This is a genomic window from Pseudoclavibacter sp. JSM 162008, from assembly GCF_041366455.1.
Classification (GTDB): Bacteria; Actinomycetota; Actinomycetes; order Actinomycetales; family Microbacteriaceae; genus Pseudoclavibacter.
This window is the reverse complement of the sequence record NZ_JBEWYX010000001.1, coordinates 170068-194756: the sequence shown is the minus strand read 5'-3', so window position 1 is coordinate 194756 and position 24689 is coordinate 170068. Positions and strand designations below refer to the sequence as shown.

The following is a 24689-nucleotide window of genomic DNA, read 5'->3' as shown; positions in this document are numbered from 1 at the left end:
GCTGCGACACGGGGCACCTGCGCGGCGAAGTCGAAGCATCCGGGACTGGTGCGGGGCGCATCCGCCTGTCGCTATCCAGCCATGAGCACCATCGACCCGGTCCAAGCACGGCGAGCGCGAGCGGAGCGCCGCATCGGGAGTCCGCGCACGCTCGCGGCGCTCTGGACGGCAGGCGCCGCGCTTTTCCTCCTCGGTGCCCTGCTCGGATTCGGTCTGATCGCCGAGCGCAACTCCGGTCGCCAGATGGCCTTGGGGATCCGCGACTTCGATGCTGAGCCGTGGATCAACGGCGCCTGGTACGCGCTCCCTGCCGCGTTCGTGCTGCTGCTCGGCGCACTCCCCCTCTACTTCCTGGTCTACGCGAACCTCATCGGCGATCCGCGTCCGCTGCCGCCCATGGACCCGTTCACGATCGCGCTGGCGGGCACGACGGTCGGGCTTCTCGCCTTCAGCGGTCTCTGGTCGCAGCCGCAGCACGTCGGCTTCACGCGCGACGAGCACTTCGCCACCGTCGACACCTGGTCGTCGAGCGCCTGGGCCTCCTACTGGCTCCCCCTGTGGCTGCCGGCACTCGCTGCAGCCCTCACCGTCGTCGCCTTCGTGACGTGCACGCTGCTCCGACGCCGATCCTCGCGGCGAGGAGATGCGGTCCGGCGCATGCTCGCGGCGGGCCGCCCCGTGCCTGGCACGATCACCGAGGGGGTGGAGATCTCGCCGGGCACACGCACGATCGCGTCGTGGCGCTTCACGTACACGGACGCCCAGGGCGTGCAGCGCTGGGTGAAGCGCACCAACGCCTTCGAGTGGCAGAACGCCCCGAAGCCGGGGCAGCGTGTGTGGGTGCTCTTCGACCCCGCACGTCCGGGTGACACCTCGCGGATCTTCGTCTCGAGGTCGTCACCGGACTGAGCGGAGGACTACGCATGAGCACCGTCGACCCCTTGGATGTGATCGCGGAGCGAGACGCCGCGAAGCGACGGCGCGTAGGAAGCGGGCGAGCCCTCGCCGTGCTCCTGGTGATGGACTTCGGCCTGGCGGCGGGCGGATTTCTCGGAGTCGTGGGGTTGAGCTCGCTGTTCTTTATCGCCGAACTCGAGGCGACCAGCACCGTCCCGCTCGTGGCGCTGCTGCCGCTCCTCATCCCGATCGGCATCTTCGTGTCTGTCGGCCTCCTGATCGCGCAGGCCGTCACTCGGCGCGCCTACACGGGCGAGACGGACTTCACGCGCGCCCTGGCAGACGGGCAGCCGATCTGGTTCGCGGGCGCCGCAGCTGGCGCGTGGGCGTCGCTCGCCGCGCTGGCCGTAGAGGCGAGTTTCATCACCGGCCCGCTGATCTCGAACGGCGACGGGACCCCGGTCGAGGAGCAGACCCCGTGGGTTGTCACGGTGCTGCCATGGGTGCTGCCGTCGCTGCTCACGCTTGGCCTCGTGTTGTCGGTGTGGAGGCGCCTTGCTCGCGCCAGGCGCCTTCGACGCACGAGGTCGACGTTCGAAGCTGTCTTCGCGACCGGCACCCGCACCTCGGGCGTCGTCACGCAGGGCGTCGAGCGTCCGCCCGCGAGCGCGCGCGTCGTCAGCCGCTGGACGATCCAGTTCACCGACCACGACGGGCAGACCCGCTGGACCACACCCTGGGGACTGTTCCACGAGGACTCACTGCCCGGGATCGGCGACCAGGTCACCGTCATCTACGATCCCGCGAGCCCCGGAGACGAGCGCCGCATCTTGATCGCCCGCGAGCATCCAGACCTGATCGAGTCGTACCGAGCGCATACGCCGCCGTTCCCGTTCGGCGCGTGAGGTGTGGGCTGCGCCGTGTTCTCGCTGGCGCACGCCACCAGCGTCGGCCCTCGCGTGCATCCGCACGGCGAATGCATCTTCTCGGCGTCACGAAGATGCGTCTGCCGCATGTTTGCGGGCGGATGGCGCGCGTGCGGGGCGGTTCCTAGGAAGGCGGCGTCAGACCAGCGCCGCCTCGAGCGCATCGAGCCAATCGCCCCAGTAGGCCTTCCAGAGCTCGATCTCGTCGAGCACCTGCAGCTTCTCGTGCATGATGGCGAGCTTGGTACGGCCATCCGCGGGGGCGTCGAACGTGAACAGCAGCCCACCGATCGACTCCCCGTCACATGCAATCAGCACCTTGTAGGTCTTCGACGCGACCTTCGACCGGAACTCCGTCTCGAAGCCGAGCAGCGCATCCCGGTTCTCGTCGTCGGCGATGAGCGAGCGAAGCACCTCGCGGTCAACAGGAAGCGTGCGCGAGCGGTTGGCGGTGAACGTGCCGTCTGGCATCTGCCCGGCGAGGCGCCGGCCCGTCATCCGCTCGAAGCTGACCGCAATGCCCTGGCTCCACCAGCCGTTCTGCTCGGAGTTGGCCATGACCCACTCGACGATCTGCGGATGCGCGGCGTCGCGCCCCACACCGGCGTTGATCGCGTCGATCCAGTCATCCCAGCCCTGCCCCGTCTGCGCTCGAATCGCTGCGTCGGAGTGCATCGGCTGCGCGACCCAGTCGTGGCGGGATGCTGCAGCGGATGCCTCGCGAGCGGACGCGCTTTCCGTGCCCGACGCTTCGGGAGCGGATGCCGCGCTGCCGGGCTTCGAGCTCGGCTCGGCGGGCGCATCCGCTCCGCCACCGAGCAGCACCGCACGCCGCGCCAGCGTCTCGTCGCGCCGTTCCCGCAGCTGCGCGCCGACGGCCCCTGGAATTCCAGCACGTGATCTCACGTCGCATCCCCTCGTTGCGGCCAGACTACTCAGCACTCCTCAGCGCCGCTCAGCACTCCTGAGCGACGAGGTTGGGCGTGAGGTTGATGTCCGCAGTCCGCAGCCCCATCGCTGCCAGCCAAATGGCCCCACCCCCACGACGCGGCTGATCGCAGCCAGCCAAATGGCCCGAATGAGAACCCCAAAGGGGCCACTTCGCTGGCAGCGATGGGGCCGCGCGGCCAAACGACAAACCCATGACAAATGCACGCCCCCGACCGCACGACCATGCATTCGCCGCAGGTGTGCGCACCGGCAGAGCCGCGTGGCGCACTAGCAGAGCCGCGTGCGCACCGGCAGAGCGGGTGCGCACCGGCAGAGCGGGTGCGCACCGGCAGAGCGGGTGCGCACCGGCAGAGCGGATGGCGCACCGGCAAAGCCGGGTGCGCACCGGCAGAGCCGCGTGGCGGTCTCCGCCGCGGGCCTCCGAGGGCACGGCCGCCCGCTCCGGGTCACCATCCCGACCCAATTTGGCAGCGCTACTGGTAGCGCTGCCATTTTTGGGCTAGTGTCACGAAGCATGCCGGCGAACAGCCCCTGACCTCCCTCAGACGGCCAACCCCACACTCCCTGTCGCCAGCAGCATCCGCCAGATTTCAAAGGAGAAATCATGCACTCTCGTCGACCCACATCGCGCTTCAGGATGGGTTCAGCACTCGTCGCCGCGGCCTCGGCCGTGGTCCTCCTCGCCGGATGCACGAGCGCACCGGCCGAAGGCGGCGGCGGTTCCGCAGGTGGCGAGGACGGCAAGTTCGTCATCGGCTTCCAGCAGCCCCTCGGCGGCCAGGCCTGGCGAGAGATGGGCCTCGCCTCGCTGCAGGCCCTCGCCAACTCACCCGAGTACGTCGACAAAGTCGAGCTGAAGATCGTCCGCACCGACGACAACGACGCGGCCCAGCAGAACGCCGCGATGCAGAACCTCATCGCGGACGGCGTCGACCTCATCCTCTTCGACCCCGCCTCCTCGAGCGGCGCAGACCCCGCCATCGCGCAGGCCACCGCCCAGGGCATCCCCGTCATCGCCAACGGCGGCCCGTACGAGAGCGAGGACGTCTACACGGTCTCCACCGACTGGGCGAGCGCTGGCACCATCGGCGCCGAATGGCTGCTCGAGAACCTCACCGACAACAAGGACGTCGCGGTGCTTGAAGGGCTCGCCGGCGTTCCCCTCAACGAGGGCTCCATGCCAGGCGTCATCGACGCGCTCGAAGCCGGCGGCGCATCCGTCGTCGCCCAGGACACCAACGGCTGGAACGAGGCCACCGCGCAGGAGTCGATGGCGAACATCCTGCGCTCCAACCCCGACATCGGCGGCGTCTACTCGTTCCTGACCGGCGGCCAGGGCGTCGCGGAGGCCTACAAGGCCGCTGGCATCCCCTTCGTCCCGACGGTCGGAGGCTCCGGCTACAACGGCGAGGCGTGCGCGCTCGTCGAGTACGGGCCAGAGGGCTACTCGGGCAACATGATCTTCGGCCAGCCGTCGATCTACGCCAAGGGCCTCGAGCAGTCCGTGAAGCTCCTCGAGGGCGAGGACATCGAGCGCGAGCAGTTCTTCCCGCCGCTCGAGATCACGACGGACAACGCCGCCGACTACTGCCTCGAAGATCGCCCCGCGAACTTCCAGCTCGGCTACGACTTCCCCGGCCTCGACCTGAAGCTCGAGGACGTCATGGAGTACTACTCCGGCTCCTAGCCGGCTCCGGCGGCCCTGCTCGACAGGGCCGCCGACAGGTCTCAATCGCATCGATCAGCGAGGACACATCGAGTCATGAATGCAAGTGAAGTGGGCGCAGCGGCACCGGACGCGCTCCAGCCCGCCGCCGCGCCAGGGCCGCCAGCGACCGGGCAGGCGCAGAGCGGCGAGGCGCTCCTCGTCGCGGCCGACCTGGTCAAGAGCTACGGCCCGGTCAAGGCAGTGCAGGGGGTGAGCTTCGTCTGCCACCCCGGCGAGGTGCTGGCGCTCGTCGGAGAGAACGGTGCGGGCAAGAGCACCGTCGCGAAGATGCTGGCGGGTGCCGTCACGCCGACCTCCGGCACGATCACGGTCGAGGATGCGCCGCTCGCGTCCGGCAGCGTGCGCCTGTCGCGTCGCTCGGGCGTGCGATGCGCGTTCCAGGAGCTCGCGCTCGTGCCCGAGTGGACCGTCGCCGAGAACCTGAGCCTCCCGGACGGGGCGCCGCTTCGAGGCTTCTCGCAGAAGAAGGCGATCTCGGCCGCGAGCGCGCTGCTCGAGTCGCTCGAGCTGCCGCAGATCGACCCGCGAGCGCTCGTCTCCGACCTCTCGCTCGCCAACCGTCAGCTCGTGGAGATCGCCCGCGCCTTCGCGGGCGAGCCGAAGCTGCTCATCCTCGACGAGGCGTCATCGGCGCTCACGCCCCCTGGCGTCGAGTGGCTGTTCGCACGCATCCGCGAGCTCACGGCGCGCGGCGGCAGCGTCATCTACGTGTCGCACCGCCTCGGCGAGATCGCAGAGATCGCCGACCGCGGCATCGTGCTGCGCGACGGCGGCCTCGCCGGCGAGTTCTCGCGCGGCTCCTGGACCGACGATGAGCTCATCTCCCTCATGGCGGGCCGCAAGGCCGAGCGGTTCTTCCCAGACCCGCCAGCGCGCACCGACGACGGCGACGTCCTCGAGGTCGAGGGGCTGCGCGCCGAGGGCGTGCACGGCATCTCTCTCACGATCGGCGCGGGCGAGATCGTCGGCATCGGCGGGCTCGCGGGGCACGGCCAGGCCGAGCTGCTGCGTGCCCTGTTCGGCGCATCCGCCGCCACCGCCGACTCGTGGACGATCGACGGCGACCCCGTCACCCGCCTCACCCCCGTGCGCGGCGTGCGGCGCGGCCTCGGCTACGTGCCGGAGGACCGCAAGAAGGAAGGGCTCGCGCTCGAGCTCGGCGTGGGAGAGAACCTCCTCGCCCCCTGGTTCAAGGCCTGGCAGCTCGGCGGGAAGCCGCGCCTCGGCCGCGAGCGCGGCTGGCTCGACGGCGTGCTCGCCGCCCTGTCCGTGCGCACGCGCGGCCCGCTCGAGGCCGCCGGCTCGCTGTCCGGCGGCAACCAGCAGAAGCTCGTGTTCGGCAGGTGGATGAATCGCTCCCGGTCGGTCATCCTGCTCCACGACCCCACACGCGGCATCGACGTGCGCGCCAAGCAGGAGCTGTACGGCGCGATCGTCGACCTCGCGAAGCAGGGCGTCGGCGTGCTCTGGTTCTCCACCGAGGTCGAGGAGCTCGTTCACGTCTGCCACCGCGTGCTCGTGCTCTACAACGGCCAGGTGACCGACGAGCTCGCCGGCGAGCGACTGACGGCGGATGCGATCGTCGGCGCCGCTGTCGGCGCGACGGGCAGCATCCAGACCGTCTCGGCCGCCGAGCTGGAAGAGGCGGCACGACACACCACCACGAGGAGCAGCAGATGACCGCCACCGTCACCCCGCCCCCGGCATCCCCCGTCACCCGGGCCGTCGCGAAGCGGCAGGGACTCGTCAGGCTGCGACGCGAGGGCGCGTTCGCGCCAGCCGCCGCGTTCGTCGTGTTCCTGATCGTCTACATCATCATCAACCCGGAGCTGCTGACGAGGTTCCAGCTGCAGACGGCGGCGAACCTCGTGGTGCCGCTCGCGTTCGTCGCCCTGGGTCAGCTGCTCATCGTGCTCGTCGGCGGCATCGACATCTCCATCGGCGCCATCATGAGCCTCTCGAACGTGGTCTTCGCGGCGCAGACCGAGCTGGTCCCCGTCCCCATCGCAGTCCTGATGGGACTCGCGACCGGCCTCGCCTGCGGTCTCTTCAACGGCTTCCTCGTCTCCTACGGCGGCCTCCCCGCGATCGCCGTCACCCTGGCGAGCGCCTTCATCTTCGGCTCGCTGGCCCGCGAGGTCATGGACCGGCCAGGAGGAGACATCACCACCGAGTTCCACCTCGCCACCAGCGGTGAGGCGATCCCGTTCGTCCCCGTCGCGCTCGTCTGGCTCACCCTCATCGCCGTGCTGCTCTGGTTCATCCTGCAGCGCACCGCCCTCGGCAGGCACATCTACGGCGTCGGCTCGAATATGGACAGCATCCGCGCGGCAGGCCTCAACGCCCGCCTCACGAAGCTCGCCGCGTTCGGCATCGCCGGGGTCCTCACCGCCACCGGCGCCATCATGCTCGCCGGCTCCACCATGACCGGCGACCCGCGCAGCGGCGACCCCTACCTGCTGTCCTCGATCGCCGCCGTCGCCCTCGCCGGCGCCAGCTTCACGGGCGGACGCGGCAGCATCATCGGCACGATCCTCGCCGGCATCACCCTCGGCCTCATCGGCAACCTGCTCTTCTTCGCAGGCATCAACTCGTACTGGCAGTACGTCATCTCGGCGCTCATCATCGTCTCCGTCGTGGGCATCCCCGTCGTGTGGCGCAAGGTGTCGTTCGCTCGGAAGGGAGCACGGTCATGACCACAACAGTTCCGGCCGCAGTCGGCGGCACCGGGGCATCCGGCGCCGGAGATTCGGGGACGGGCCCGGGAACGACTGGCGGCGCCGACCACGAGGTCGAGTACTCACCGTCCAAGTCGCTGCTCGCCCGCGTTCCCCGCAGCGTGTGGCCGCTGGTCGCGTTCCTCGTGCTGTTCCTCATCGGCGGCATCATCCGACCGAACCTCATCACCATCGAATCGCTCATCGGCACCGCGACCTTCGCGATCATCCTCTCGATCGCGTCCTTCGGGCAGACCTTCGCCGTCATCCAGGCGGGCATCGACCTGTCGGTACCCAACACGATCGCGTTCTCGGCACTGTCGTTCCTGGCAATGGTCGGACCCCTCGGGCCCTTCGGCGCGTTCATCGGGGCGCTGCTCGCCGGAGCCGTCATCGGCCTCCTCAACGGGCTCGTCATCGCGAAGCTCGGGCTCACCCCCATCGTCACGACCATCGCCATGAACGGCCTCCTGTTCGGCGTGATCCTGCTGCAGTTCAACTTCTCCGAGCTCACGCAGATCCCCGACTTCATCACCGCCATCACGTCAGCGCAGATCAGCGTCCTCGGCCTCTCCATGGCCGCCGTCCTCCCCCTCGGGCTCGTCCTCATGGTCGTGCTGCAGCTGGTCCTCAGCTACACCGGATGGGGGCGCTCGCTGTTCCTCGTCGGCGCCGCCCCCGAGACGGCGAGGCTCGCCGGCCTGCCCGTCGACCGCATCCGCATCACCGGCTACGTCATCTCCGGCATGCTCGCCGCCTTCGCCGGCATGGTCATCGTCGGCTACTTCCAGCAGGCCTCCGCGACCATGGGCGACAGCTACCTGCTCTCCTCCGTCGCCGCGGTCGTCGTGGGTGGCGCATCCATCTTCGGCGGACGAGGCTCGGTCGTCGGCACCGTCGGCGGCGCGCTGGTCCTCGGCCAGGTCGCGACGCTCGTCACCGTCTTGAACCTCGGCTCCAACGTGCAGCAGCTCATCTACGGCGCCATCATCCTCGTCGTCATCTCGCTGTACGGGCGCAAGCGCGGGTAACGGCCCGGCCCTCCGCCCAGAGTTGTGGCGCGGTGCTGTCACCCGAATCGGGAACAGCACCGCGCCACAACTCTGCGCGCAGTCGGAGGTGGATGCGCGCGGGCAGGAGGTGGGTGCACGCGGATGCGTGCGGTCGGATTCCCGCGTCAGGGGCGAGGCAAGACCCCCACCGCCACGAGTCGCGTATGGTCGGACACTGCCGAGGCACCGCCGTCGCGCCCCGGCAGCTCCCAACCAGACGCGCATCCGCAATGACCTCACCCTCCCCGCAGTCCCAGCCGCCGACCGGCTCCCGCGCCCCGAGCGGCGCATCCCGGGCCCGCTGGATGGACCTCATCCGAGGAGGCGCGATCCTCCTCGTCGTGCTGCTGCACGCCACCGCCATCCCGTGGATGTTCGGCGGCATCAGCTCGGGCCGCGTCGTCAACGACATCAACTCGTTCTTCGCGCCCTACCGGATGAGCCTCCTCTTCCTCCTCTCCGGCGTGCTGCTGACCCGCTCGCTCGCGAAACCGCCAGGCACCTACTACTGGAACAAGGTGCGCACCCTCATCTGGCCATACCTCGTGTGGATGGTCATCGGCATGCTCACCGAGGGCTACACCGACCTGCGGGACCCGTTCTTCTGGATCCCGAACAACTGGCTGTGGTTCATCTTCTTCCTCGCCGTCTACTACGCCGTCGCCCCGCTCCTCGCGCGCATCCCTGGCACCTGGTTCGGGGTGGTCCCCGTCGTGCTGTGGATCGCCAGCTGGCCGCTGCCCGACGGCGACTTCTCCAACCTCTGCTACTACGGCGGCTTCTTCTTCGCCGGGCACCTCTGCGTGCGGCTCGGCTCGCGACTCTCCCGCTTCGAGACGCGCACCCTCATGTGGGTGTGCCTCGCCGTCGCAACCGGCTTCGGGGCGTTCATCATCGCCGGCAACCGTGGCTACACGAACGCCATGACGGCCGGCTTCGACGCGCACCGCCTCGAGCTCCTGCCCGTCGTGATCGCCGGCATCGCGGGCACCGTCATGGCCGTGCGCCGACTCACCGGCTCCCACCAGGGTCACAGCCACGACCGCGCCAGGTGGCTGCAGTACATCGGCCGCAACTCGGTGGTGTTCTACCTCGTGCACTTCCCGACGCAGGTGTGGATCACGAACACCCTCAGCGACCTCGGCGTCACCAACCCCAACATCTCCCTGCCCGCCTGCTTCCTCGGCGCCCTCGCCGTCGCCTATCTCGCGTGCTGGCTGCGCCGATTCCGAGTGGTGGAAGCGCTGTTCGTGCTCCCCAGGTTCGCGCGCCGCAGCACGCAGCTCGCGCCGCCAGTCCGCCCCGCGTAGCCCACGCATCCACCCGCCAGACGACCACCAGGAGGACCCCGCGTCCAGCTACGTCTCCCTCATCCGCGCCAACACGCTCAGCGACACCGCCGAATACGCCTACGCATCCACCGTCGACGCGGGTGCACGCCTCGTCTTCCCAGCAGGCGCCTGCCCCCTCAACGACGACGGCACGACCGCCGCCATCGGCGACTACGCGGGCCAAGCCGCGAAGTGCGTCGAGAACCTGCGCGTCGCCCTCGCCGAAGCCGGGGCGCGCCTCGAGGACGTCGCCAGCACGCGCGTGCTCGTCGCATCGTCATCGCAGGCCGACCTCGTCACCGCGTGGGAAGTCATCCGGGACGCCTTCGGCGACCACGACGTGCCGAGCACCCTCCTCGGCGTCACCGTGCTCGGCTACGACGACCAGCTCGTCGAGATCGAGGCGGTCGCAGCGGTGGCGCCCGCCACGCCTCCCGCATAGCTCGAGCCTGCGCCGGCGGAGCTCGCGCTGGGGTCGTTCCCATCTGGGATGCGCAAGATGAGCAGCGGATGCGACACGTGCATCCGCCAGACACGGCCCGGCCGGACACAACCCGACCGCCGCGCCGCCTGCATTTCGGTCAAAGGAGATCGCCGTGTTCAAGAGCCCATACCCAGACGAGCAGATCCCGAACGTCTCGGTCTTCGACTTCCTGTTCGCCGAGCTGAGCGAAGCGGACGCGGCCCGCACCGTCATCGTCGACGGCACGAGCGGCGCCGAGACGACCTTCGGGGCCCTCAGACAGCAGATCGAGCTCATCGCCGGGGCCCTCGCCGGCGGCGGGCTCGGGGTTCGCAACGTGGTCGCCCTGCACTGCCCGAACGTGCCCGCGTTCGCGTCGGTCTTCCACGGCATCCTCCGCTCCGGTGCCACAGCGACGACCATCAACGCCCTCTACAACGCTGAGGAGATCGAGACGCAGCTCCGCGACTCCGGCGCGAAGCTGCTGTTCACCGTGAGCCCGCTGCTCGCGCAGGCCCACGCCGGCGCCATCGCTGCGGGCCTCGAGCAGGACGCCATCATCGTCCTCGACGGCGCCGAGGGCTACCACGACCTCCGCGAGCTCCTCAGTGCCGGCCTCCCCGCGCCCGACGTGAGCTTCGACCCGGCAACCCACGTCGCCGTCCTCCCCTACTCCTCCGGCACCACCGGCAACCCCAAGGGCGTCAAGCTCAGCCACACGAACCTCGTCGCGAACGTCGTGCAGACCTACCCGGTCCTCGACGTCGAAGCGGACGACGTGGTGCTGGCGCTCCTCCCCTTCTTCCACATCTACGGCATGACCGTGCTCCTCAACATCGCCATCAAGAAGCGCGCCCGCCTCGTCACGATGCCGAAGTTCGACCTCGGCGAGTTCCTGCGCATCATCGAGACGCATCGATGCACCTACCTGTTCATCGCGCCGCCGATCGCCGTCGCGCTCGCGAAGCATCCGCTCATCGACGACTTCGACCTGTCGAGCGTTCGCACGGTCTTCTCCGGCGCCGCCCCCATCGACTCGGCGCTCATGACGGCCGTCGCCGACCGCCTCGGCACCCGCACCAGGCAGGGGTACGGGATGAGCGAGGCAAGCCCCGTCACGCACGTCCTCCCCCTCGAGCAGAACGGCATGCCGCTCGGCTCGGTCGGCGTGCCCATCGCCAACACCGAGGTGAAGCTCGTCTCGACCGAGACCGGTGCCGAGATCGACACCGTCAAGGGCGGGCAGAGCGAACCTGGCGAGGTCTGGGTGCGCGGCCCCCAGATCATGCTCGGCTACCTCGGTCGCGACGACGCCACCCACGAAGCCATCGACGACGACGGCTTCCTGCACACGGGGGACATCGCCACCGTCGGTCCGCTCGGCGAGTTCACCATCGTCGACCGCCTCAAGGAGCTCATCAAGTACAAGGGCTACCAGGTCGCGCCCGCCGAGCTCGAAGCGCTGCTGCTCACGCATCCTGACATCACCGACTCGGCCGTGGTCGGGGCGCTGGATGCGGACGGGCAGGAGATCCCGAAGGCGTTCGTCGTGCGCCGCGAGGGCGCCTCGCTCGACGAGGCGGGTGTCGAGGCGTTCGTCGCCGAGCACGTCGCGCCGCACAAGAAGGTGCGGGCCGTCGCGTTCATCGACGTCATCCCGAAGTCGACGTCAGGCAAGATCCTGCGAAAGGACCTCCGCGGCCGCTGAGGTGCGGCGGGCCTCGCCGTCGCCGCCCAGGGCGGTGTTGTGGTCGTCAACATCGACGTGAGGCGACCACAACTCCGCTCTGAAGCTCGGCCTACGCGCTCTCGCGGGCGACGACCTCGAAGCCGAGGTCGACGGTCTCGCCCTCGGGCGCATCCGCACCGCCACGGCTCATGCGAGCGAGCAGCAGCTCGCCCGCCTTCGTGCCGATCTCGCGGTTGGGCACCGCCACGGTCGTGAGGGTGGGCGTGAGGTGCGACGACAGCTCGAAGTCGCCGAAGCCCGTCACAGCCAGCTCCCTAGGCACGGACACGCCGCGGCGAGCGCACTCGAGCACGGCGCCCGCCGCGAAGACATCGCTCGCGAACATGAGTGCATCGGTCTCGGGATGCTCGCGCAGCGTCGCGTCGAGCAGGTCGCGTCCAGTCTCGAGGTCGACCGCCGCAACTCCGGAGTCAACGACCCGCACGGGCTCGCCCGGGAACAGCTCGGCGACGGACACCTCGAAGCTCGCTCGCCTCGCCGCCGCACGGAAGTCGCCGGACTGGAACGAGCCCGCGAACGTGGGATGCGCGTATCCCTTGTCCCGCACGTACTCGACGAGCGCGCGGACGGCATCTTCGTTGGAGAAGCCGATGAGGCTGTCGACGGGGTTCTCGCTCGAGTCCCACGCCTCGACGACGGGGATTCCGGAGGCGCGCAGCAGCGTCGACGCCGCCTCCGTGTGCTGCGCGCCGACGATGAACATGCCATCCGGTCGACGCCCGAGGAATGCCCGGACGAGCTCCTCCTCGTGCTCCGGGCTGTACCCGGTCGTGCCGATGAAAAGCTGGTACCCGAACGGTGAGAGCATCGCCTCGAGGCCGTGCAGCGCATCCGCGAACACCGATGCGGAGATCGACGGGACGATCGCCGCGACCGTCATCGACCGGTTCGACGCGAGGTTCGACGCGGCCAGGTTCGGCACGTAGCCGAGCGCCCCGATCGCCGACTGCACTCGCTCGAGGGTGTCGACCGACACGAGCTCTGGCGTCCGCAGCACCCGCGACACGGTCTGCGGAGAGACCCCCGCCGACGCCGCGACGTCGGTGAGCGTCACCTTCTGCGTCGACCGCCTGGTCACAGCAGCCTTCTGGCCGCCAGGTTGCGCATGAGCGCTGCGATCCCGAATGTCCACGGCGCGCACTCCTCGCTGGTCTGTACCTGGCCCACCAGACTACCGAGGGCAGGTGAGGAGATCCGCACGACATCACCGGCGTGGTGCGTGAACCCGTGATCGGGCTGGTCGCGGTCGACGATGGGCGCGAACATCGTGCCGAGCATGAGCACGGCCCCGTCTGGGTACTGGTGGTGCGGGCCGAGCAGCTGCGCGGCGAGGTCGGCGGGGTCGCGGGAGATCTGCGCGAGGTCGGAGGAGCCGTGCAGGGTGAAGCCGTCGAGGCCGACGATGTCGAGGTCCACCGTCATGTCGCGCACCGAGTCCAGGTCGAAGCCTGTGTCGAAGAGGCGGATGAACGGGCCAAGCCCGCACGACGCGTTGTTGTCCTTCGCCTTCGGCAGCAGCAGCGCCGAGCGTCCCTCGACGTCGCGCAGGTTCACGTCGTTCGCGAGCGTCGCGCCGACGATGGCGCCGGTGGATGCGATGAGCAGCGCAACCTCAGGCTCCGGGTTGTTCCACTCGGACGAGGAGTGCACGCCGACCTGCTCGGCGGTGCCCATCGCCGAGAGGGTCGGGCCCTTCGTGAAGATCTCCGCGTCCGGGCCGATGCCAACCTCGAGGTACTGGCTCCAGAGCCCCTCCCCCACGAGGTACGCCTTGAGCGCCGTCGCTTCCTCGGACCCAGGCTTGAGGCTCGCGAGGTCGGTGCCGATCTCCGCGAGAATCTGCTCGCGCATCCGCGCCGCCGCCTCGATGTCGCCGCGCACCCGCTCCTCGATGACGCGCTCGATCATGGAGACCGCGAACGTCACGCCGGCCGCCTTCAGCACCTGCAGGTCGACCGGGGCGAGCAGCCACGGCTTGGACTCGTCGCGGGTCGTGGGCTCGGTGTTCGCGAAGATGTCGTCGAGCGAGCCGAGGCTCGGCGCGTCCGCTGACGCAGCCCGCACCGCAGCGGCAGGGTCGGCCGACTCGGTGATGTCGCTGACGGTCGCGAAGGTCCCGCTCAGATCAAGAACGCCGTCAGCCGTGACCAGCACCGGTGATGGGCCGCCGACCGCCGGGTCCCAGACCCGTCCGACGAGCGTGCCCGTCGTCCCGTCGGCGGGAAGCGCCTGGGCGGCGCTGCCCGACCATCCGGCTGCCGGCTGCTGGCCTGAGGCCATCTGCTGCGATGTCATGTGAGCTCCTGAGGTTCTGGTCGTGATCGTCGGTCGTCGGTCGAGGGTCGTCGGTCGAGGCGAGTCGGTGGTTCCGGTCAAACGCTTCGGCGGCGGGATGGCCGGGTTGCGAGGGCGGCCGGGTTGCGAGGGTGGCCGGGTGGCGAGGGTGGCCGGGTGGCGAGGGTGGAGGTGGCGGGGCGGAGGCCGGTCTCGAAGTTCGGTCGAGAGGTTCGCGCAGAGCGGTTTCGGGATGGCTTTGGCGCTTCCGGATGGCTTGCAAGCCATCCCGAAGCGTGAATCCCATCCCGAGTCGAAGGTCGGAGGTCGAAGGTCGAAGGTCGGAGGTCGGAGGTCGAGACACGACCGAGGCGCCTCCGGTTTCGGGATGGGGAACTCGCTTCGTTGCGGGAAGTTTTCCGGGAGGAAGCGACTTTTCCATCCCGAGACGGAGCTTCGGTGGCGAGGTGGCCGGGTGGCGAGGGTGGAGGTGGCGGGGTGGAGGCCGGTCTCGAAGTTCGGTGGAGAGGTTCGCCCAGAGCGGTTTCGGGATGGCTTTCGCGCTTCCGGATGGCTTGCAACCCATCCCGAAGCGTGAAGCCCATCCCGAGTCGAAGGCGGGAGAGCAAACGAGTCGAGGGTGGTGGCTGACATGGTCGGCTCGGGTCGGCATGGTCGGCTCGGCTTGGCTCGGTCTCAGGTCGGTTCGGCGTCAGCGGCGGTGGAAGACGCCCTCGCGTTTCTCGGCGAAGGCGGCACGGCCCTCGTCGGCGTCGGCGGTCGCGAAGGTGATGGTCTGGAGGTCTCGCTCGTAGGCGACGGCCGCGTCCTGACTCATGTTGTAGGAGGCGCGCAGGTTGACTTTCGCGGTCTCGGCTGCGATGGGTGGCCGGGATGCGATGACTGCGGCGAGCTCGCGGGCCCGGCCGAGCAGCTGCTGGCTGGGCAGCACTTCGGAGACGATCCCCCAGGACAGTGCCTGCTGCGCCGAGATGGGGTCGCCCGTGAGGAGCATGAGGGCGGCGTTGCTCGCGCCGGCGGAGTGGGCGAGGAAGGAGGCCATCCCGCCGCCGCCGATCCAGCCGAGCTTGATCTCGGGGGCGGCGAGTGAGGCGGTCTCGGCGGCGAGGCGGATGTCGCAGGTCATGGCCGTCTCGAGCCCGCCGCCGAAGGCGTAGCCGTTGATGGCGGCGATGATGGGCTTGCGGAGGGCGCGGAGGGCGTCGCAGTAGTCCTCGCGGTTACGGAAGTCCCAGGCTGTCGCGTACTTGTCGAGCGAGCGGATGTCGCTGCCTGCGCAGAACGACCGCTCTCCCGCGCCGGTGAGGATGATGACGCGCACGTCGTCGCTTTCGTTGGCCCAGGTGGCGACAGCGACGAGCGCGTCGGACATCTCCTGCGTCACCGAGTTGAGCTTCGCTGGGCGGTTGATGGTGACGGTCGCGGTGAAGCCGTCGAGCTCGACGAGGATCTCGTCGGTCCCGAGCTGCGGAAGGCTGTCGGTCATGAGCTGACTCCAGACGTCGTGGGTGTGGTGGCGGGGACGCGCGCATCCGGTGCATCGATGCGCGTCGATGCAGCGTTCGCTGGTGATGAGGCCGCAGACGACGGTGCACCTGCAGGCGCAGATGCGGCGAAGGCCGCCGAGAGGTCGTCGAGGCACACCTCACGGAGCTGCGCTGCAGAAGTGGCGTCGCTGAGCAGCGCGTCGCGCAACAGCTCGGATGCTGTCGCCTGGAACGCGATGTATCCGTCGTACCGCGGGCGCACCCATGACTCCTCGATGGTCGCCGCCGTGTTCGCGTAGAAGTCGTGCGCGGCCTCGTTGACGTCGGCGTCGTGCCACGCGGAGCGCAGTCCGGGCTGACCGTCGTGCTCCGGGATGAACGTGCGCTGCGTCTCGGAGTCGAGCAGCCAGGCGAGGTGCGCGATGAGCTCGGAGCTCACGCGGCAGCGCCTCGAGATGGCGATGCCGGTGCCGCCGATCGTGGACCCGAGGCGAGCCGATGCGGCCCAGCGTGGCGCATCCCGGAACTGCAGGGTGGGCGACGAGTAGTTCACGTACCCGTAGACGAGCGGCACGTAGGCGAGCGAGTCGCCGCTGGACATGCGCTCGAGGAGGGCGATGGGGTTCTCACGGTGCGTCGCTGCCGGGGAGCGGCGGGCAATGGTGCGGAGGAGCTCGAAGCCTTCCCGCGCGACGTCGCGGGAGGAGAAGAGGGGGCCTTCGGCAGGACTGTCGGAGATCGGTGCGCCGGCCCCCGCGAGCACGGATGCGAACGTGAGGAACGCGTGCGGCCCTGCGAGCGACAGCGCGACGGGGGTGGCTTCGGAGAGCGCGACGGCGTCGCTCCAGGTCGTCGGCACCTCCCCGGTGATCAGATCGACGCGTGCCGCGGCAACCTGGGTGGCCGCGTCCAGCGGAAGCGCCCACTGCGACCCCGCGAGCGAGTACGAGGTGAAGCTCGGGCCGATCGCGTCAGCGGCGATCCGCTCGAGGAGCGCCGCGTCGAAGACGTCGTCGAGCGGCCGAAACGAGCCGCTGGCGAGCGCTTCGCCGAGGTGCGGATGGTCGAGCACGATGAGGTCGTACCGCTCGGCCAGCTCGGCGATCGGCGCCGACTCGAAGCCTTCGAGCGGATGCGCTTCCCACTCGAGGAGGGCATGCCCGTCACGGGCGGCGACAGCTGCCGCCGCTTCGAGCGCGTGCCGGCCCCGCGGGTGGTCCCAGGTGAGGCCCCGGTAGCGCGGCGCCGAGGCGGTGGTCGGCGAGGCGGTGGTCGGCGAGGCGGTGGTCGGCGAGGCGGTGGTCGGCGAGGGCGAGGGCGAGGGCGAGCTCATGATCGTTGGGCGCTCACGCCGGCGGGCGCATCCGAGCCGGCCCCGTCTGCCGCAGAAGCCGCGGCCTGCTCTGGCGCCCCTTCTCCGGGGAGCACCGCATCCGACCCGCCAGGCAGGGCCGTGCCGTCGGCCGACACCGCGCCGCCGAGCTGCTCCCGCACATTGTCGAGGGTGGCGTGCACGGCGATCGCGCCGCGCTCGGCGAGCTCCTCGATGTGGGCGGCCGCGTGCCCGAGCTCACTGAGGATCTCTCGCGTGTGCTCGCCCGTGAGCGGGGCGCCTCGGTCGATTCGAGCGGGCGTCTTCGAGAACTTGTAGGGAAAGCCGGGCGTCTTCACGAGCCCCTCGGTGGGGTGCTCGTACTCGACGAACGTGCCATTGTGCGCGATCTGCGGGTCGGCGACGAGGTCGGCGTAGCCGTAGACGGGGCCAGCCCAGATCGAGGTCTTCGAGAACGCGTCGAGCCAGTGCGCACTCGTGTTCGTCGCGAGCCGGGCCGCGGTCTTGGCGAAGACCTCGTCGCGCAGGCGCCACGAGTCGTCGAGCGTGTGCAGGCCGATGAAGCTGTCCTCGCCGATCGTGCGGCCGAGCTCCTCAAGGTCTGGCATGGCGAGCACGATGAAGCCGTCGGAGGTCGCGAACGAGCCGTAGGGCGAGCGGATGTAGACGTGCGCGTGCGGTTCGGCGCTGCGCTGCTGGGGCACGCCGCCGGCCGTGAACACGGAGAGCTCCTGCATCTGCAGGGTCGTGATCGCGTCGAGCATGTTGACGGTCACGAGCTGCCCCTCGCCGGTGCGCTCACGGTGGAAGAGCGCGGCGAGCACGCCCTCGAACGCCGTGGATGCGGTGACGGCGTCGACGAGGTACTGGCCGGCGGCCTGCGGGGGCTCGCCGTCGCGGCCGGTCGAGAGCATCGCACCGCTCATGGCCTGGAGGAGCAGGTCCTGGCCCGGCCGCATCTTGTACGGGCCGTCCTCGCCGTAGCCGGAGACCGACACGTAGACGAGGCTCGGGTTGATGGCGCTCAGGGTGTCGTAGTCGACGCCGAGGCGGGCGGCCACGCCTGGACGGTAGTTCTGCAGGAACACGTCACTCGTGGCGACGAGTTCGCGCAGCACCTCGCGGCCATCGTCGGACTTGAGGTCGAGGGCGATGGAGCGCTTGTTCCGGTTCAGCGAGAGGAACGACACGTTGATCTCGTTGCCTGCTGCACCCCCAGCAGGGGCGTGGCGCTGCCATTCGCCTGCCGGCGGCTCGACCTTGATGACGTCGGCGCCGAGGTCGCCGAGGCGTTGCGCCGCGAACGGGCCCGCCATGGCGATCGAGCAGTCGAGCACTCGGATGCCGGAGAGGATTCCACCGCCGACCCCGGCCTCTGCCTGGTGCGTCTCGCTGGTGTCTTCTGCGCCGCTCATGGTGTTCCTCGTTTCGGTGAATGCGCTGCTGGCAGCGCTAACATCTCAAGTGTAGGACGCCCGGAGCCAACGTCATCGTCAGCCCCGGGCATGGGGTTCTAATCCGGCTGATCGCCGATGGCACGAATCGCGGCCTCGACCGCACTCGTCTCCGCGACGCCGTCCAGCACCCGGATGGTCGTCGAGTAGCTGCGCGACTCCCCGTGCCCCAGGAACAGCGCCGTGCCATCCTGGCGCGAGGCCGCATCCCCCGACACATGATGCGTGCTCGGCTCGAGGCCGATGCCGTACTGGCCGCTGCGCAGGTTCTGCCACTCGAAGAAGTGCGGCATGCCCGCAGCCTCCCAGCTCAGCTCGATGCCCCGCTCCCCACCCGCCGTGATCAGCGCCACGCGGTGCCTGCCGTCGTCGCCGACCACCAGCTCGTGCTCGGTGACCTGCTCGACGAAACCGTCGATCGGGGCCGGCATGACGCGGTAGCTCGTGCCCTGCTCCGCGACAGAGTCCGACTGCCAGAGGTGCTTCGTGATAGGCGCCACGAACCTCGCACCCTCATCCAGGAACGGCCAGCCGACGTTGATGTGGTACAGGAACATGTGCGGCGTCGGATCGAATCCGAGGTTGTCGACGACGTCGTCGAAGCGCACCTCGCGACCGTCGAAGTCGAGCTCGATCGTGCGCGTCAGGCGCAGGTGCTCGCCGAACGCCGTCGCCTGGATCACCTCGCCGACGACCCGCAACACGACGCGGCCCTCACGTTCGACCTCGCGGGCTTCAAGCAACCGAGCCGGAATGGCGGTCAGCCGCCCGTGCAGCCCGTGGGTGACGGTCTGCTTCGGCGGGTAGTTGTAGCGCGTCGCATCCACCTCACCCCCGAACAGGGTGTGGTCGAGACCGCCCGAGACGAGCAGGCCGTCGAGCGCGCGCAGCCACGACAGCCCACCCTCGTCGTTGTGCTCGTGCAGCCCCGGGTGGCGGAAGCCGTTGCCGCTGCGCCACCCGATGGGGGCACCGCGGAAGCGCATCGACCCGAGGTCGAACGCCCGGTCGACCAGGACCTCGAGCTCGAGGCCAGCGGAGGTGCGCAGGTCGATCGCCCGCACGCCACGCTCCACGCCGTTGTCCAGCACCACCTGGCGGATGCCCGCCACGGCCGAGAGGTCGCCCGTGCGCCTGCGGAGCTCGGCCACCGAGAGGTTCGAGCCGAACACGTCGACGCCTGGTCCTGCTGCCTGCTCGCTCACATCATCACCCATCCGCCGTCGACGTTGATCGTCTGCCCGGTCACGAAGCTCGAGTCCTTGCCCACGAGGAACGAGATGACGCTCGCCACCTCGTCGGGGTCACCGCGCCGCTTGAGCGACTGATGGTCGAGCACGAACTGCGTGTACTGCTCGGGGTTCTCGTGGATCTCCTCGGCCTTGGTGGGAAACGCACCCGGCGAGAGCAGGTTCACGCGAATGCCGAACTCGCCGAGCTCGCGCGCCAGGGCGCGAGTCATGGCGACGGCCGCGCCCTTCGTCGTCACGTAGCTCGCGAGCTTGTCCCAGCCGCCGCTCCACGTGACGGAGCCGATGTTGACGATCGCGCCCGTGCCGCGCTCGCGCATCAGCTCGGCCGCCGCCTGGGCCGCGACGAAGTAGCCACGCTGATTGACCGCGACGACGTCGTCGAACTCTTCGACGGTGATGTCGAAGAACGGCGTCGGCGGGTAGATCGCGGCGTTGTTGATGAGCGCGTGCACCGGCCCGAACTCGGCCTCCGCCTCGCGCACCGCGGCCTTGATCGCCGCGGCGTCGCGCAGGTCGACCTCGAGCACGTACGTCGGCACGCCCGCCCCGCGCAGCTCCTCGGCCGTCTCCGCGAGGGTCGCCCCGCCTCGTCCGAGCACGGCGACAGCGAAGCCGTCGCGTCCGAGTCGCAGCGCGGTCGCCCGCCCGAGCGATCCGCCGGCGCCGGTCACGATCGCGACGGGCTTCTCACCTGTTTCCGTCATGGTTCCTCCGGCCGAAGCCTGTTGTGGTCTGGGGTCCTCAGGGTCTTCTGACAGTCAAGGTGACGTGCGCACGTCCGTCACCCCTTGGCGGCGCGTCTGCCCGCTCACGTCACCTTGACTGTCAGAGACGACTAGATCGAGTACTTGCGCAGGATGTCGTCGATGAACTTCTTCGCACGCGGGATGTCGGACTCGTCGAGGTGCTCGATGATGAGCGGCGCGTTCGGGTTGCGCTCGGCGAGGCGTTGCAGGTAGAGCTCGTAGTCGAGCGAGCCGAGGCCAGCGGCCGGCAGCTCGATCTCGCCGACGCCGCGGAACGTGTGCGATGCGAGCGCGTCGTCGTCGCCGATGTCGGCGTGCTTCTCGCTCTTGTCGTCGCCGGCCCGCTTGACGTCCTTGGCGTGGGCGACGCGCACCTTGTCGGCGAGCGTGTCGAAGACCTCGTTGAGCACGCCGGCCTGGTCGTCGATGTTGGACGCGTCGAAGTAGTTTGTCGGGTCCATGAGCAGCTCGATGCCGGGCGAGCGGATGTCGTTGAAGACGCGAACGGTCTCGCGCACGGAGCCGATGACGTTGTTGACGTACGTCTCGAGCAGGAAGATCGAGCCGTGGTCGTAGGCCTCCTGCGCGAGCTCGGCGAGCACGTCGCGCACCTGCTCGTAGGCGTCCTCGGTCTTGTTGTGCGGGTCGCTGTCCCATTCGCTGTCCGGGTTGAAGGTGCCGGACTCCGAGATGACGTACGGCGTGCCGAAGGAGCGCGCGTTGCGGATGATCTCCTTCAGGTAGTCGACGTTGGCGCGGCGGTGGTCGGGGTCCGGGTGGACGATGTTCGTGTAGCCGGAGATCGCCGAGATGGGGAGGTTGTTGTCGCGGAAGGTGTCGGCGACGAGCTTCGCCTTCTCCTTCGTGATCTGCCCCGCGGTGAGGTCGAGGTCCTTGAAGTGCAGGTCGAGCTGGACGGTGTTGAAGCCGAGCTCGCGCGCCTTCTGGGCGGTGGTCTTGAGGTCGTAGGGGAAGTATCCGCTGAAGATGCCGACTTGGATCATGAGCTTCTTTGCTCCTTCTGTGGGGGCTGTTGGCCGGTTGAGGTGGTGGTGAAGTGGATGCGGGTGTTCGAGTCAGAGGGGGAACTCGTCGAGGCGCACTGGGCGGCGCTCGGCGATGGAGCGGTAGCCGGCTTCGATGAGCGCGACGGTCTTGACGTTGTCGGCGACGGTGAGGGCTGGCTCGCTGCCGGTCTCGACCGCGAACTGGAGCTGCTCCATGACGCCGATGAAGGCGTGCGGGAACCAGTGGGTGTCCCAGGTGGGCGTCACCCACTTGCCGTCGGTCGATGGGCCGCCGTCATCGCGAGCCGCCGATGCGTAGGTGATGGTCGAGGGCGTGCCGCTCGGCCAGCCGATCGTGCCCTTCGCGACGCCGCGTGTGCCCTCCACCCGCCAGGTGATGGAGAAGTCGTCGTCGAAGCCCTCTTCGCGCGGGCCACCCCAGACGTCTTCGGTCGAGAGGGCGAGGAGCCCGCCGGGGAAGCGGAGTGTGGAGACGACGATGCCGTCGGTGTGGGGGAACTGGGTGCGCGGGTCGGTGCGGGTGACGGTCATGATCTCGTCGGGGTCTCCGAAGAGGAAGCGGAGGACATCGAGGTGGTGGACGCTCATGTTGGCGAGGGTGAGGCGGTCGTAGCCCTCGAGGAAGCCCTGCCAGTGGGGCACGGCTTTCATGTCGATCTCGACGAAGACGGGGTCTCCGAGCTCTCCGCCGTCGAGCAGCTGCTTGAGCACGCGGATGGACTGGTCGTAGCGCATGTTCTGGTTGACGGAGAGGATCTTGCCGGCCGCTGCAGCCTCGTCGCGCAGGGCGATGGCCTCATCGAGGGTGAGCGCGAGGGGCTTCTGGGCGAGCACGGCTTTGACGTGCGGCTGCGCAAGCGCCTTGCGGATGAGTGCGGGCTGCAGGTCGGGTGGATACGCGATGTCGACGATCTCGACGTCCGGGTCCTCGATGAGCAGCTCTGGGGTGTCGTGCACGGTTGGGATGCCCCACTGCTCGGCGACGCGCTGGGCGTTGGCCTTCGTGCGGGATGCGATGGCGACGACCGGGAAGCCTGCCTGCTTGTACGCGGCGAGGTGCTGGTCTGCCATGATGGCGCCGGCTCCGATTGCGCCGATCTTCGCGGAGCGGGCCCGCACTGGGCTGTCGGGGAGGAGGGCATTGCTGCCAGCCCGAGCCTCGTCGGCCTGCGTCTCAAGGGAACTCGTGGACACTGCTACTCCTTCGCGCCGTTGCGTGAGCGTGTGCTTCGAACCGGGGAGGCCCGAACCATGTGAGCGCTACTGGTAGCGCTGCCATTGCACCGAATGTAGCGATGCGGCGACCGGGCCGCAAGTCCCTGTCGGCGGGTTCTTCACGGACAGAGTTGTGGTTCTGTGCGCTTCTCCGCCGCCGCAAGCGCATTTCGCCACAACTCTCGACGATGCGAGCCGCGAGGTCAGGCGAACGTGGCGTCGTGGCAAAACCGGGAGCTCAGCAGCCGTGACCCGAGTGACCGCGAGCCGCGTGGTGCGCGTGCGGTGCCGGGTCGCTGGCGTGCGCCGCGGCCAGGAACTCGGGCAGGTCGACCCGTGAGCCACCCACCCACGTCCCGAGCACCCGCACTCGTTCAGCGAGGTAGCGCGGCGTCACCTCGGACGGGTCGGCGCTCAGCTCCACGAAGTCGGCGAGCTTGCCGACCGCGATCGAGCCGACCAGATGCTCCCGATGCAGGGTGCGCGCCGCATCGATCGTGTGCGCCCTGAGCGCCGCATCCACTGAGATGGCCTGCTGTGGCGCGTGGATGCGCCCGCTGCTGGTGCGCCGAGTCACGGCCGTCTGCACGTTCAGGATGGGCGACGGCGGAGACACCGAGCCGTCGTTGTGCAGCGAAACGACGACCCCGGCGTCCACCGCATCGGCGAAAGCCTGCCAGCGCGCGCCCTGCTCGGGAGCGAACATCTGCCCGTCGAGCAGGTCACCCCAGTAGTAGTACTGGAACGGTGCGAGCGACACGTGCACGCCGAGGCGCGCGGCCCGCTCGAACTGGTCGCGGCGCCCGGCCCCGGCATGCTCGATGCGCCAGCGGTGGTCCGTGCCGAGCAGTCCGTGCTGGGCGAGGGCGCGCTCATAGGCGTCGAGCGCGAAGCCGATGGCGAGGTCACCGTTCGCGTGGAACGACATCTGCCAGCCCAGCGGCGCGCACGCATCGAGCGTCGCGTCCACCTGCGCTCGCGAGTAGTTCATGGCGGATGCGCCTCCCGCCGTCGAGGGGTCGATACCGGCCCGCTTCGTCGCGTCGCTCGCGAGGTAGGGGAAGGAGGTGGCGATGTTGCCGATCCACGGGGATCCGTCAGTCCAGAGCTTCACGCCCTGCTTCACGAGGCGCTCCTCACCAGCGTCGAAGTTCGCCGCGGCGCCCGGGGCGGCAGCCGTCGACACCTCCCACAGGCTCACGCGCAACGGCGAGGATGGCATGGCCGCGAGCGCCTCGTAGGCGGGGGCGAGGTCGGTGGAGAACGTCATGTCAGAGGTCGACGTGATGCCGGCCCGCGACATGAGGGCGTAGTACTCGGCGGCGCTGCCAAGCGGGTTGCCGCCGAGCTGCTGCATCACGGGGCCGAGCACGGCGGCATTCGCGGGAATCTCGAACGAGATGCCGGTGAGGGCGCCATCAGCGTCGCGCGCGAAGGAGCCGCCGATGGGGTCGGCCGGCGGGTTCGAGTCCCACCCGCGGCTGCGGATGAGCGCCGACGTGAAGGAGCAGGCGTGCCCGGAGTTGTCGACGACCACCGCGACCCGGTCGCCGAAGATGTCGTCGAGGTCGGCGGCCGTCGGGGCGGGGCGGCCGTGGAGGAGCGCATCGAAGCCGTTGAAGAGGAGGGGGACGTCGGCGTCGTGCTCGGCCATCGCCTGCGAGAAGATGCTCAGCACCTCGCTCCAGGTCGGCGCCTTCCACGGCGCGATCGACAAGGCGGGCAGCTGCGTCGCGAGGCCGCTCAGGAACGGGTGGCTGTGCGGGTCGATGAAGCCCGGCATGAGCACGGGCGCGCCGCTGTCGATGACGGGAGCGCCCGGCACGACCTCGAGGCACTCGGCGAGCGTGCCGACCGCCACGATCTTGCCGTCAGACACCGCGACGGCTGACGCGCGCGGCAGCTGCGCATCCATCGTCACGACTGTGCCGGCAGTGAGGATGAACGCGTCCGGCACCGCGGGCACGTCGGGGGTGGCGGTGCCTGCGGGGGTGGCGGTGCCTGCGGGGGTGGCGGCGCGTGCGGGGGTGGCGGCTGGCTCTGACATGCGACTCCTTCGGGG

Annotated in this window: 20 protein-coding genes; 9 read left to right on the top strand and 11 right to left on the bottom strand. The window is 69.4% G+C overall.

The window, feature by feature from the left end; translation table 11 throughout:
* Positions 1 to 81 precede the first annotated feature (81 nt).
* Positions 82 to 909, top strand: a complete 828-nt coding sequence (locus ABVF28_RS00905) for a hypothetical protein (protein WP_371029144.1) — start codon at positions 82 to 84, stop codon at positions 907 to 909.
* A 14-nt stretch (positions 910 to 923) separates the two neighbouring features.
* Positions 924 to 1802, top strand: a complete 879-nt coding sequence (locus ABVF28_RS00900; RefSeq protein ID WP_371029143.1) for a DUF3592 domain-containing protein — start codon at positions 924 to 926, stop codon at positions 1800 to 1802.
* Between the two features lie 159 nt (positions 1803 to 1961).
* On the opposite strand, the gene ABVF28_RS00895 is transcribed toward ABVF28_RS00900, so the two are convergent.
* Positions 1962 to 2729 carry a hypothetical protein gene (locus ABVF28_RS00895; protein ID WP_371029142.1) on the bottom strand — a complete coding sequence of 256 codons (768 nt, stop codon included), beginning with the start codon at positions 2727 to 2729 and terminating at the stop codon, positions 1962 to 1964.
* A gap of 649 nt (positions 2730 to 3378) precedes the next feature.
* On the opposite strand from ABVF28_RS00895, the gene ABVF28_RS00890 reads away from it, so the two are divergent.
* The 7 genes from ABVF28_RS00890 (at position 3379) to ABVF28_RS00860 (ending at position 11774) form a co-directional block, all read left to right on the top strand.
* Positions 3379 to 4461 (top strand): substrate-binding domain-containing protein, encoded by a 1083-nt coding sequence (locus tag ABVF28_RS00890; protein WP_371029141.1) that lies wholly within the window; start codon positions 3379 to 3381, stop codon positions 4459 to 4461.
* Between the two features lie 75 nt (positions 4462 to 4536).
* Positions 4537 to 6183 carry a sugar ABC transporter ATP-binding protein gene (locus ABVF28_RS00885; RefSeq protein WP_371029140.1) on the top strand — a complete coding sequence of 549 codons (1647 nt, stop codon included), beginning with the start codon at positions 4537 to 4539 and terminating at the stop codon, positions 6181 to 6183.
* Positions 6180 to 7199: an ABC transporter permease gene (locus ABVF28_RS00880; RefSeq protein WP_179556037.1), complete on the top strand. Its 1020-nt coding sequence runs from the start codon at positions 6180 to 6182 to the stop codon at positions 7197 to 7199. The genes ABVF28_RS00885 and ABVF28_RS00880 overlap by 4 nt, the downstream gene beginning before the upstream one ends.
* Entirely contained in the window at positions 7196 to 8251 is a 1056-nt protein-coding gene (locus ABVF28_RS00875) for an ABC transporter permease (protein WP_104310475.1), read from the top strand. Before ABVF28_RS00880 ends, ABVF28_RS00875 begins: the two co-directional genes overlap by 4 nt.
* A 251-nt stretch (positions 8252 to 8502) precedes the next feature.
* Complete coding sequence (locus ABVF28_RS00870; protein WP_371029139.1) at positions 8503 to 9582, top strand: acyltransferase family protein; 1080 nt, start codon at positions 8503 to 8505, stop codon at positions 9580 to 9582.
* Positions 9583 to 9589: 7 nt separating this feature from the next.
* Entirely contained in the window at positions 9590 to 10045 is a 456-nt protein-coding gene (locus ABVF28_RS00865) for a RidA family protein (protein WP_371029240.1), read from the top strand.
* 154 nt (positions 10046 to 10199) lie between these two features.
* Positions 10200 to 11774 carry an AMP-binding protein gene (locus ABVF28_RS00860; protein WP_371029138.1) on the top strand — a complete coding sequence of 525 codons (1575 nt, stop codon included), beginning with the start codon at positions 10200 to 10202 and terminating at the stop codon, positions 11772 to 11774.
* A 91-nt stretch (positions 11775 to 11865) separates the two neighbouring features.
* Here the strand turns inward: ABVF28_RS00860 and ABVF28_RS00855 are convergent, their stop codons facing one another.
* The 10 genes from ABVF28_RS00855 to ABVF28_RS00810 all read right to left on the bottom strand — a co-directional run bounded on the left by ABVF28_RS00855 (position 11866) and on the right by ABVF28_RS00810 (position 24674).
* Positions 11866 to 12894 (bottom strand): LacI family DNA-binding transcriptional regulator, encoded by a 1029-nt coding sequence (locus ABVF28_RS00855; RefSeq protein WP_371029137.1) that lies wholly within the window; start codon positions 12892 to 12894, stop codon positions 11866 to 11868.
* Positions 12891 to 14111, bottom strand: coding sequence for a fumarylacetoacetate hydrolase family protein (locus tag ABVF28_RS00850; RefSeq protein WP_371029136.1), 1221 nt, complete (start codon positions 14109 to 14111; stop codon positions 12891 to 12893). The genes ABVF28_RS00855 and ABVF28_RS00850 overlap by 4 nt, the downstream gene beginning before the upstream one ends.
* A 691-nt stretch (positions 14112 to 14802) precedes the next feature.
* Positions 14803 to 15597 carry an enoyl-CoA hydratase/isomerase family protein gene (locus ABVF28_RS00845; RefSeq protein WP_371029135.1) on the bottom strand — a complete coding sequence of 265 codons (795 nt, stop codon included), beginning with the start codon at positions 15595 to 15597 and terminating at the stop codon, positions 14803 to 14805.
* A complete protein-coding gene (locus ABVF28_RS00840; RefSeq protein ID WP_371029134.1) occupies positions 15594 to 16931 on the bottom strand; it encodes an extracellular solute-binding protein in 1338 nt (445 codons plus the stop codon). Before ABVF28_RS00840 ends, ABVF28_RS00845 begins: the two co-directional genes overlap by 4 nt.
* Positions 16928 to 18346, bottom strand: a complete 1419-nt coding sequence (locus tag ABVF28_RS00835; RefSeq protein ID WP_371029133.1) for a CaiB/BaiF CoA transferase family protein — start codon at positions 18344 to 18346, stop codon at positions 16928 to 16930. Before ABVF28_RS00835 ends, ABVF28_RS00840 begins: the two co-directional genes overlap by 4 nt.
* Positions 18347 to 18444: 98 nt before the next feature.
* Positions 18445 to 19590, bottom strand: coding sequence for an aldose 1-epimerase family protein (locus tag ABVF28_RS00830; RefSeq protein WP_371029132.1), 1146 nt, complete (start codon positions 19588 to 19590; stop codon positions 18445 to 18447).
* Positions 19587 to 20342 (bottom strand): SDR family NAD(P)-dependent oxidoreductase, encoded by a 756-nt coding sequence (locus ABVF28_RS00825; protein WP_371029131.1) that lies wholly within the window; start codon positions 20340 to 20342, stop codon positions 19587 to 19589. The genes ABVF28_RS00830 and ABVF28_RS00825 overlap by 4 nt, the downstream gene beginning before the upstream one ends.
* 131 nt (positions 20343 to 20473) lie before the next feature.
* Positions 20474 to 21388: a sugar phosphate isomerase/epimerase gene (locus ABVF28_RS00820; RefSeq protein ID WP_104251685.1), complete on the bottom strand. Its 915-nt coding sequence runs from the start codon at positions 21386 to 21388 to the stop codon at positions 20474 to 20476.
* Between the two features lie 72 nt (positions 21389 to 21460).
* Positions 21461 to 22606, bottom strand: a complete 1146-nt coding sequence (locus ABVF28_RS00815) for a Gfo/Idh/MocA family protein (protein WP_371029130.1) — start codon at positions 22604 to 22606, stop codon at positions 21461 to 21463.
* 259 nt (positions 22607 to 22865) lie between these two features.
* Positions 22866 to 24674: an amidohydrolase gene (locus ABVF28_RS00810; protein WP_371029129.1), complete on the bottom strand. Its 1809-nt coding sequence runs from the start codon at positions 24672 to 24674 to the stop codon at positions 22866 to 22868.
* Positions 24675 to 24689: the final 15 nt, after the last annotated feature.

What these genes read in the sequence shown, in the direction of transcription:
- ABVF28_RS00905 (WP_371029144.1), top strand. Translation starts at nt 82, where the DNA reads ATGAGCACCATCGACCCGGTCCAAGCACGGCGAGCGCGAGCGGAGCGC.
- ABVF28_RS00900 (WP_371029143.1), top strand. Translation starts at nt 924, where the DNA reads ATGAGCACCGTCGACCCCTTGGATGTGATCGCGGAGCGAGACGCCGCG.
- ABVF28_RS00890 (WP_371029141.1), top strand. Translation starts at nt 3,379, where the DNA reads ATGCACTCTCGTCGACCCACATCGCGCTTCAGGATGGGTTCAGCACTC.
- ABVF28_RS00885 (WP_371029140.1), top strand. Translation starts at nt 4,537, where the DNA reads ATGAATGCAAGTGAAGTGGGCGCAGCGGCACCGGACGCGCTCCAGCCC.
- ABVF28_RS00880 (WP_179556037.1), top strand. Translation starts at nt 6,180, where the DNA reads ATGACCGCCACCGTCACCCCGCCCCCGGCATCCCCCGTCACCCGGGCC.
- ABVF28_RS00875 (WP_104310475.1), top strand. Translation starts at nt 7,196, where the DNA reads ATGACCACAACAGTTCCGGCCGCAGTCGGCGGCACCGGGGCATCCGGC.
- ABVF28_RS00870 (WP_371029139.1), top strand. Translation starts at nt 8,503, where the DNA reads ATGACCTCACCCTCCCCGCAGTCCCAGCCGCCGACCGGCTCCCGCGCC.
- ABVF28_RS00850 (WP_371029136.1), bottom strand. Translation starts at nt 14,111, where the DNA reads ATGACATCGCAGCAGATGGCCTCAGGCCAGCAGCCGGCAGCCGGATGG.
- ABVF28_RS00845 (WP_371029135.1), bottom strand. Translation starts at nt 15,597, where the DNA reads ATGACCGACAGCCTTCCGCAGCTCGGGACCGACGAGATCCTCGTCGAG.
- ABVF28_RS00840 (WP_371029134.1), bottom strand. Translation starts at nt 16,931, where the DNA reads ATGAGCTCGCCCTCGCCCTCGCCCTCGCCGACCACCGCCTCGCCGACC.
- ABVF28_RS00835 (WP_371029133.1), bottom strand. Translation starts at nt 18,346, where the DNA reads ATGAGCGGCGCAGAAGACACCAGCGAGACGCACCAGGCAGAGGCCGGG.
- ABVF28_RS00825 (WP_371029131.1), bottom strand. Translation starts at nt 20,342, where the DNA reads ATGACGGAAACAGGTGAGAAGCCCGTCGCGATCGTGACCGGCGCCGGC.
- ABVF28_RS00820 (WP_104251685.1), bottom strand. Translation starts at nt 21,388, where the DNA reads ATGATCCAAGTCGGCATCTTCAGCGGATACTTCCCCTACGACCTCAAG.
- ABVF28_RS00810 (WP_371029129.1), bottom strand. Translation starts at nt 24,674, where the DNA reads ATGTCAGAGCCAGCCGCCACCCCCGCACGCGCCGCCACCCCCGCAGGC.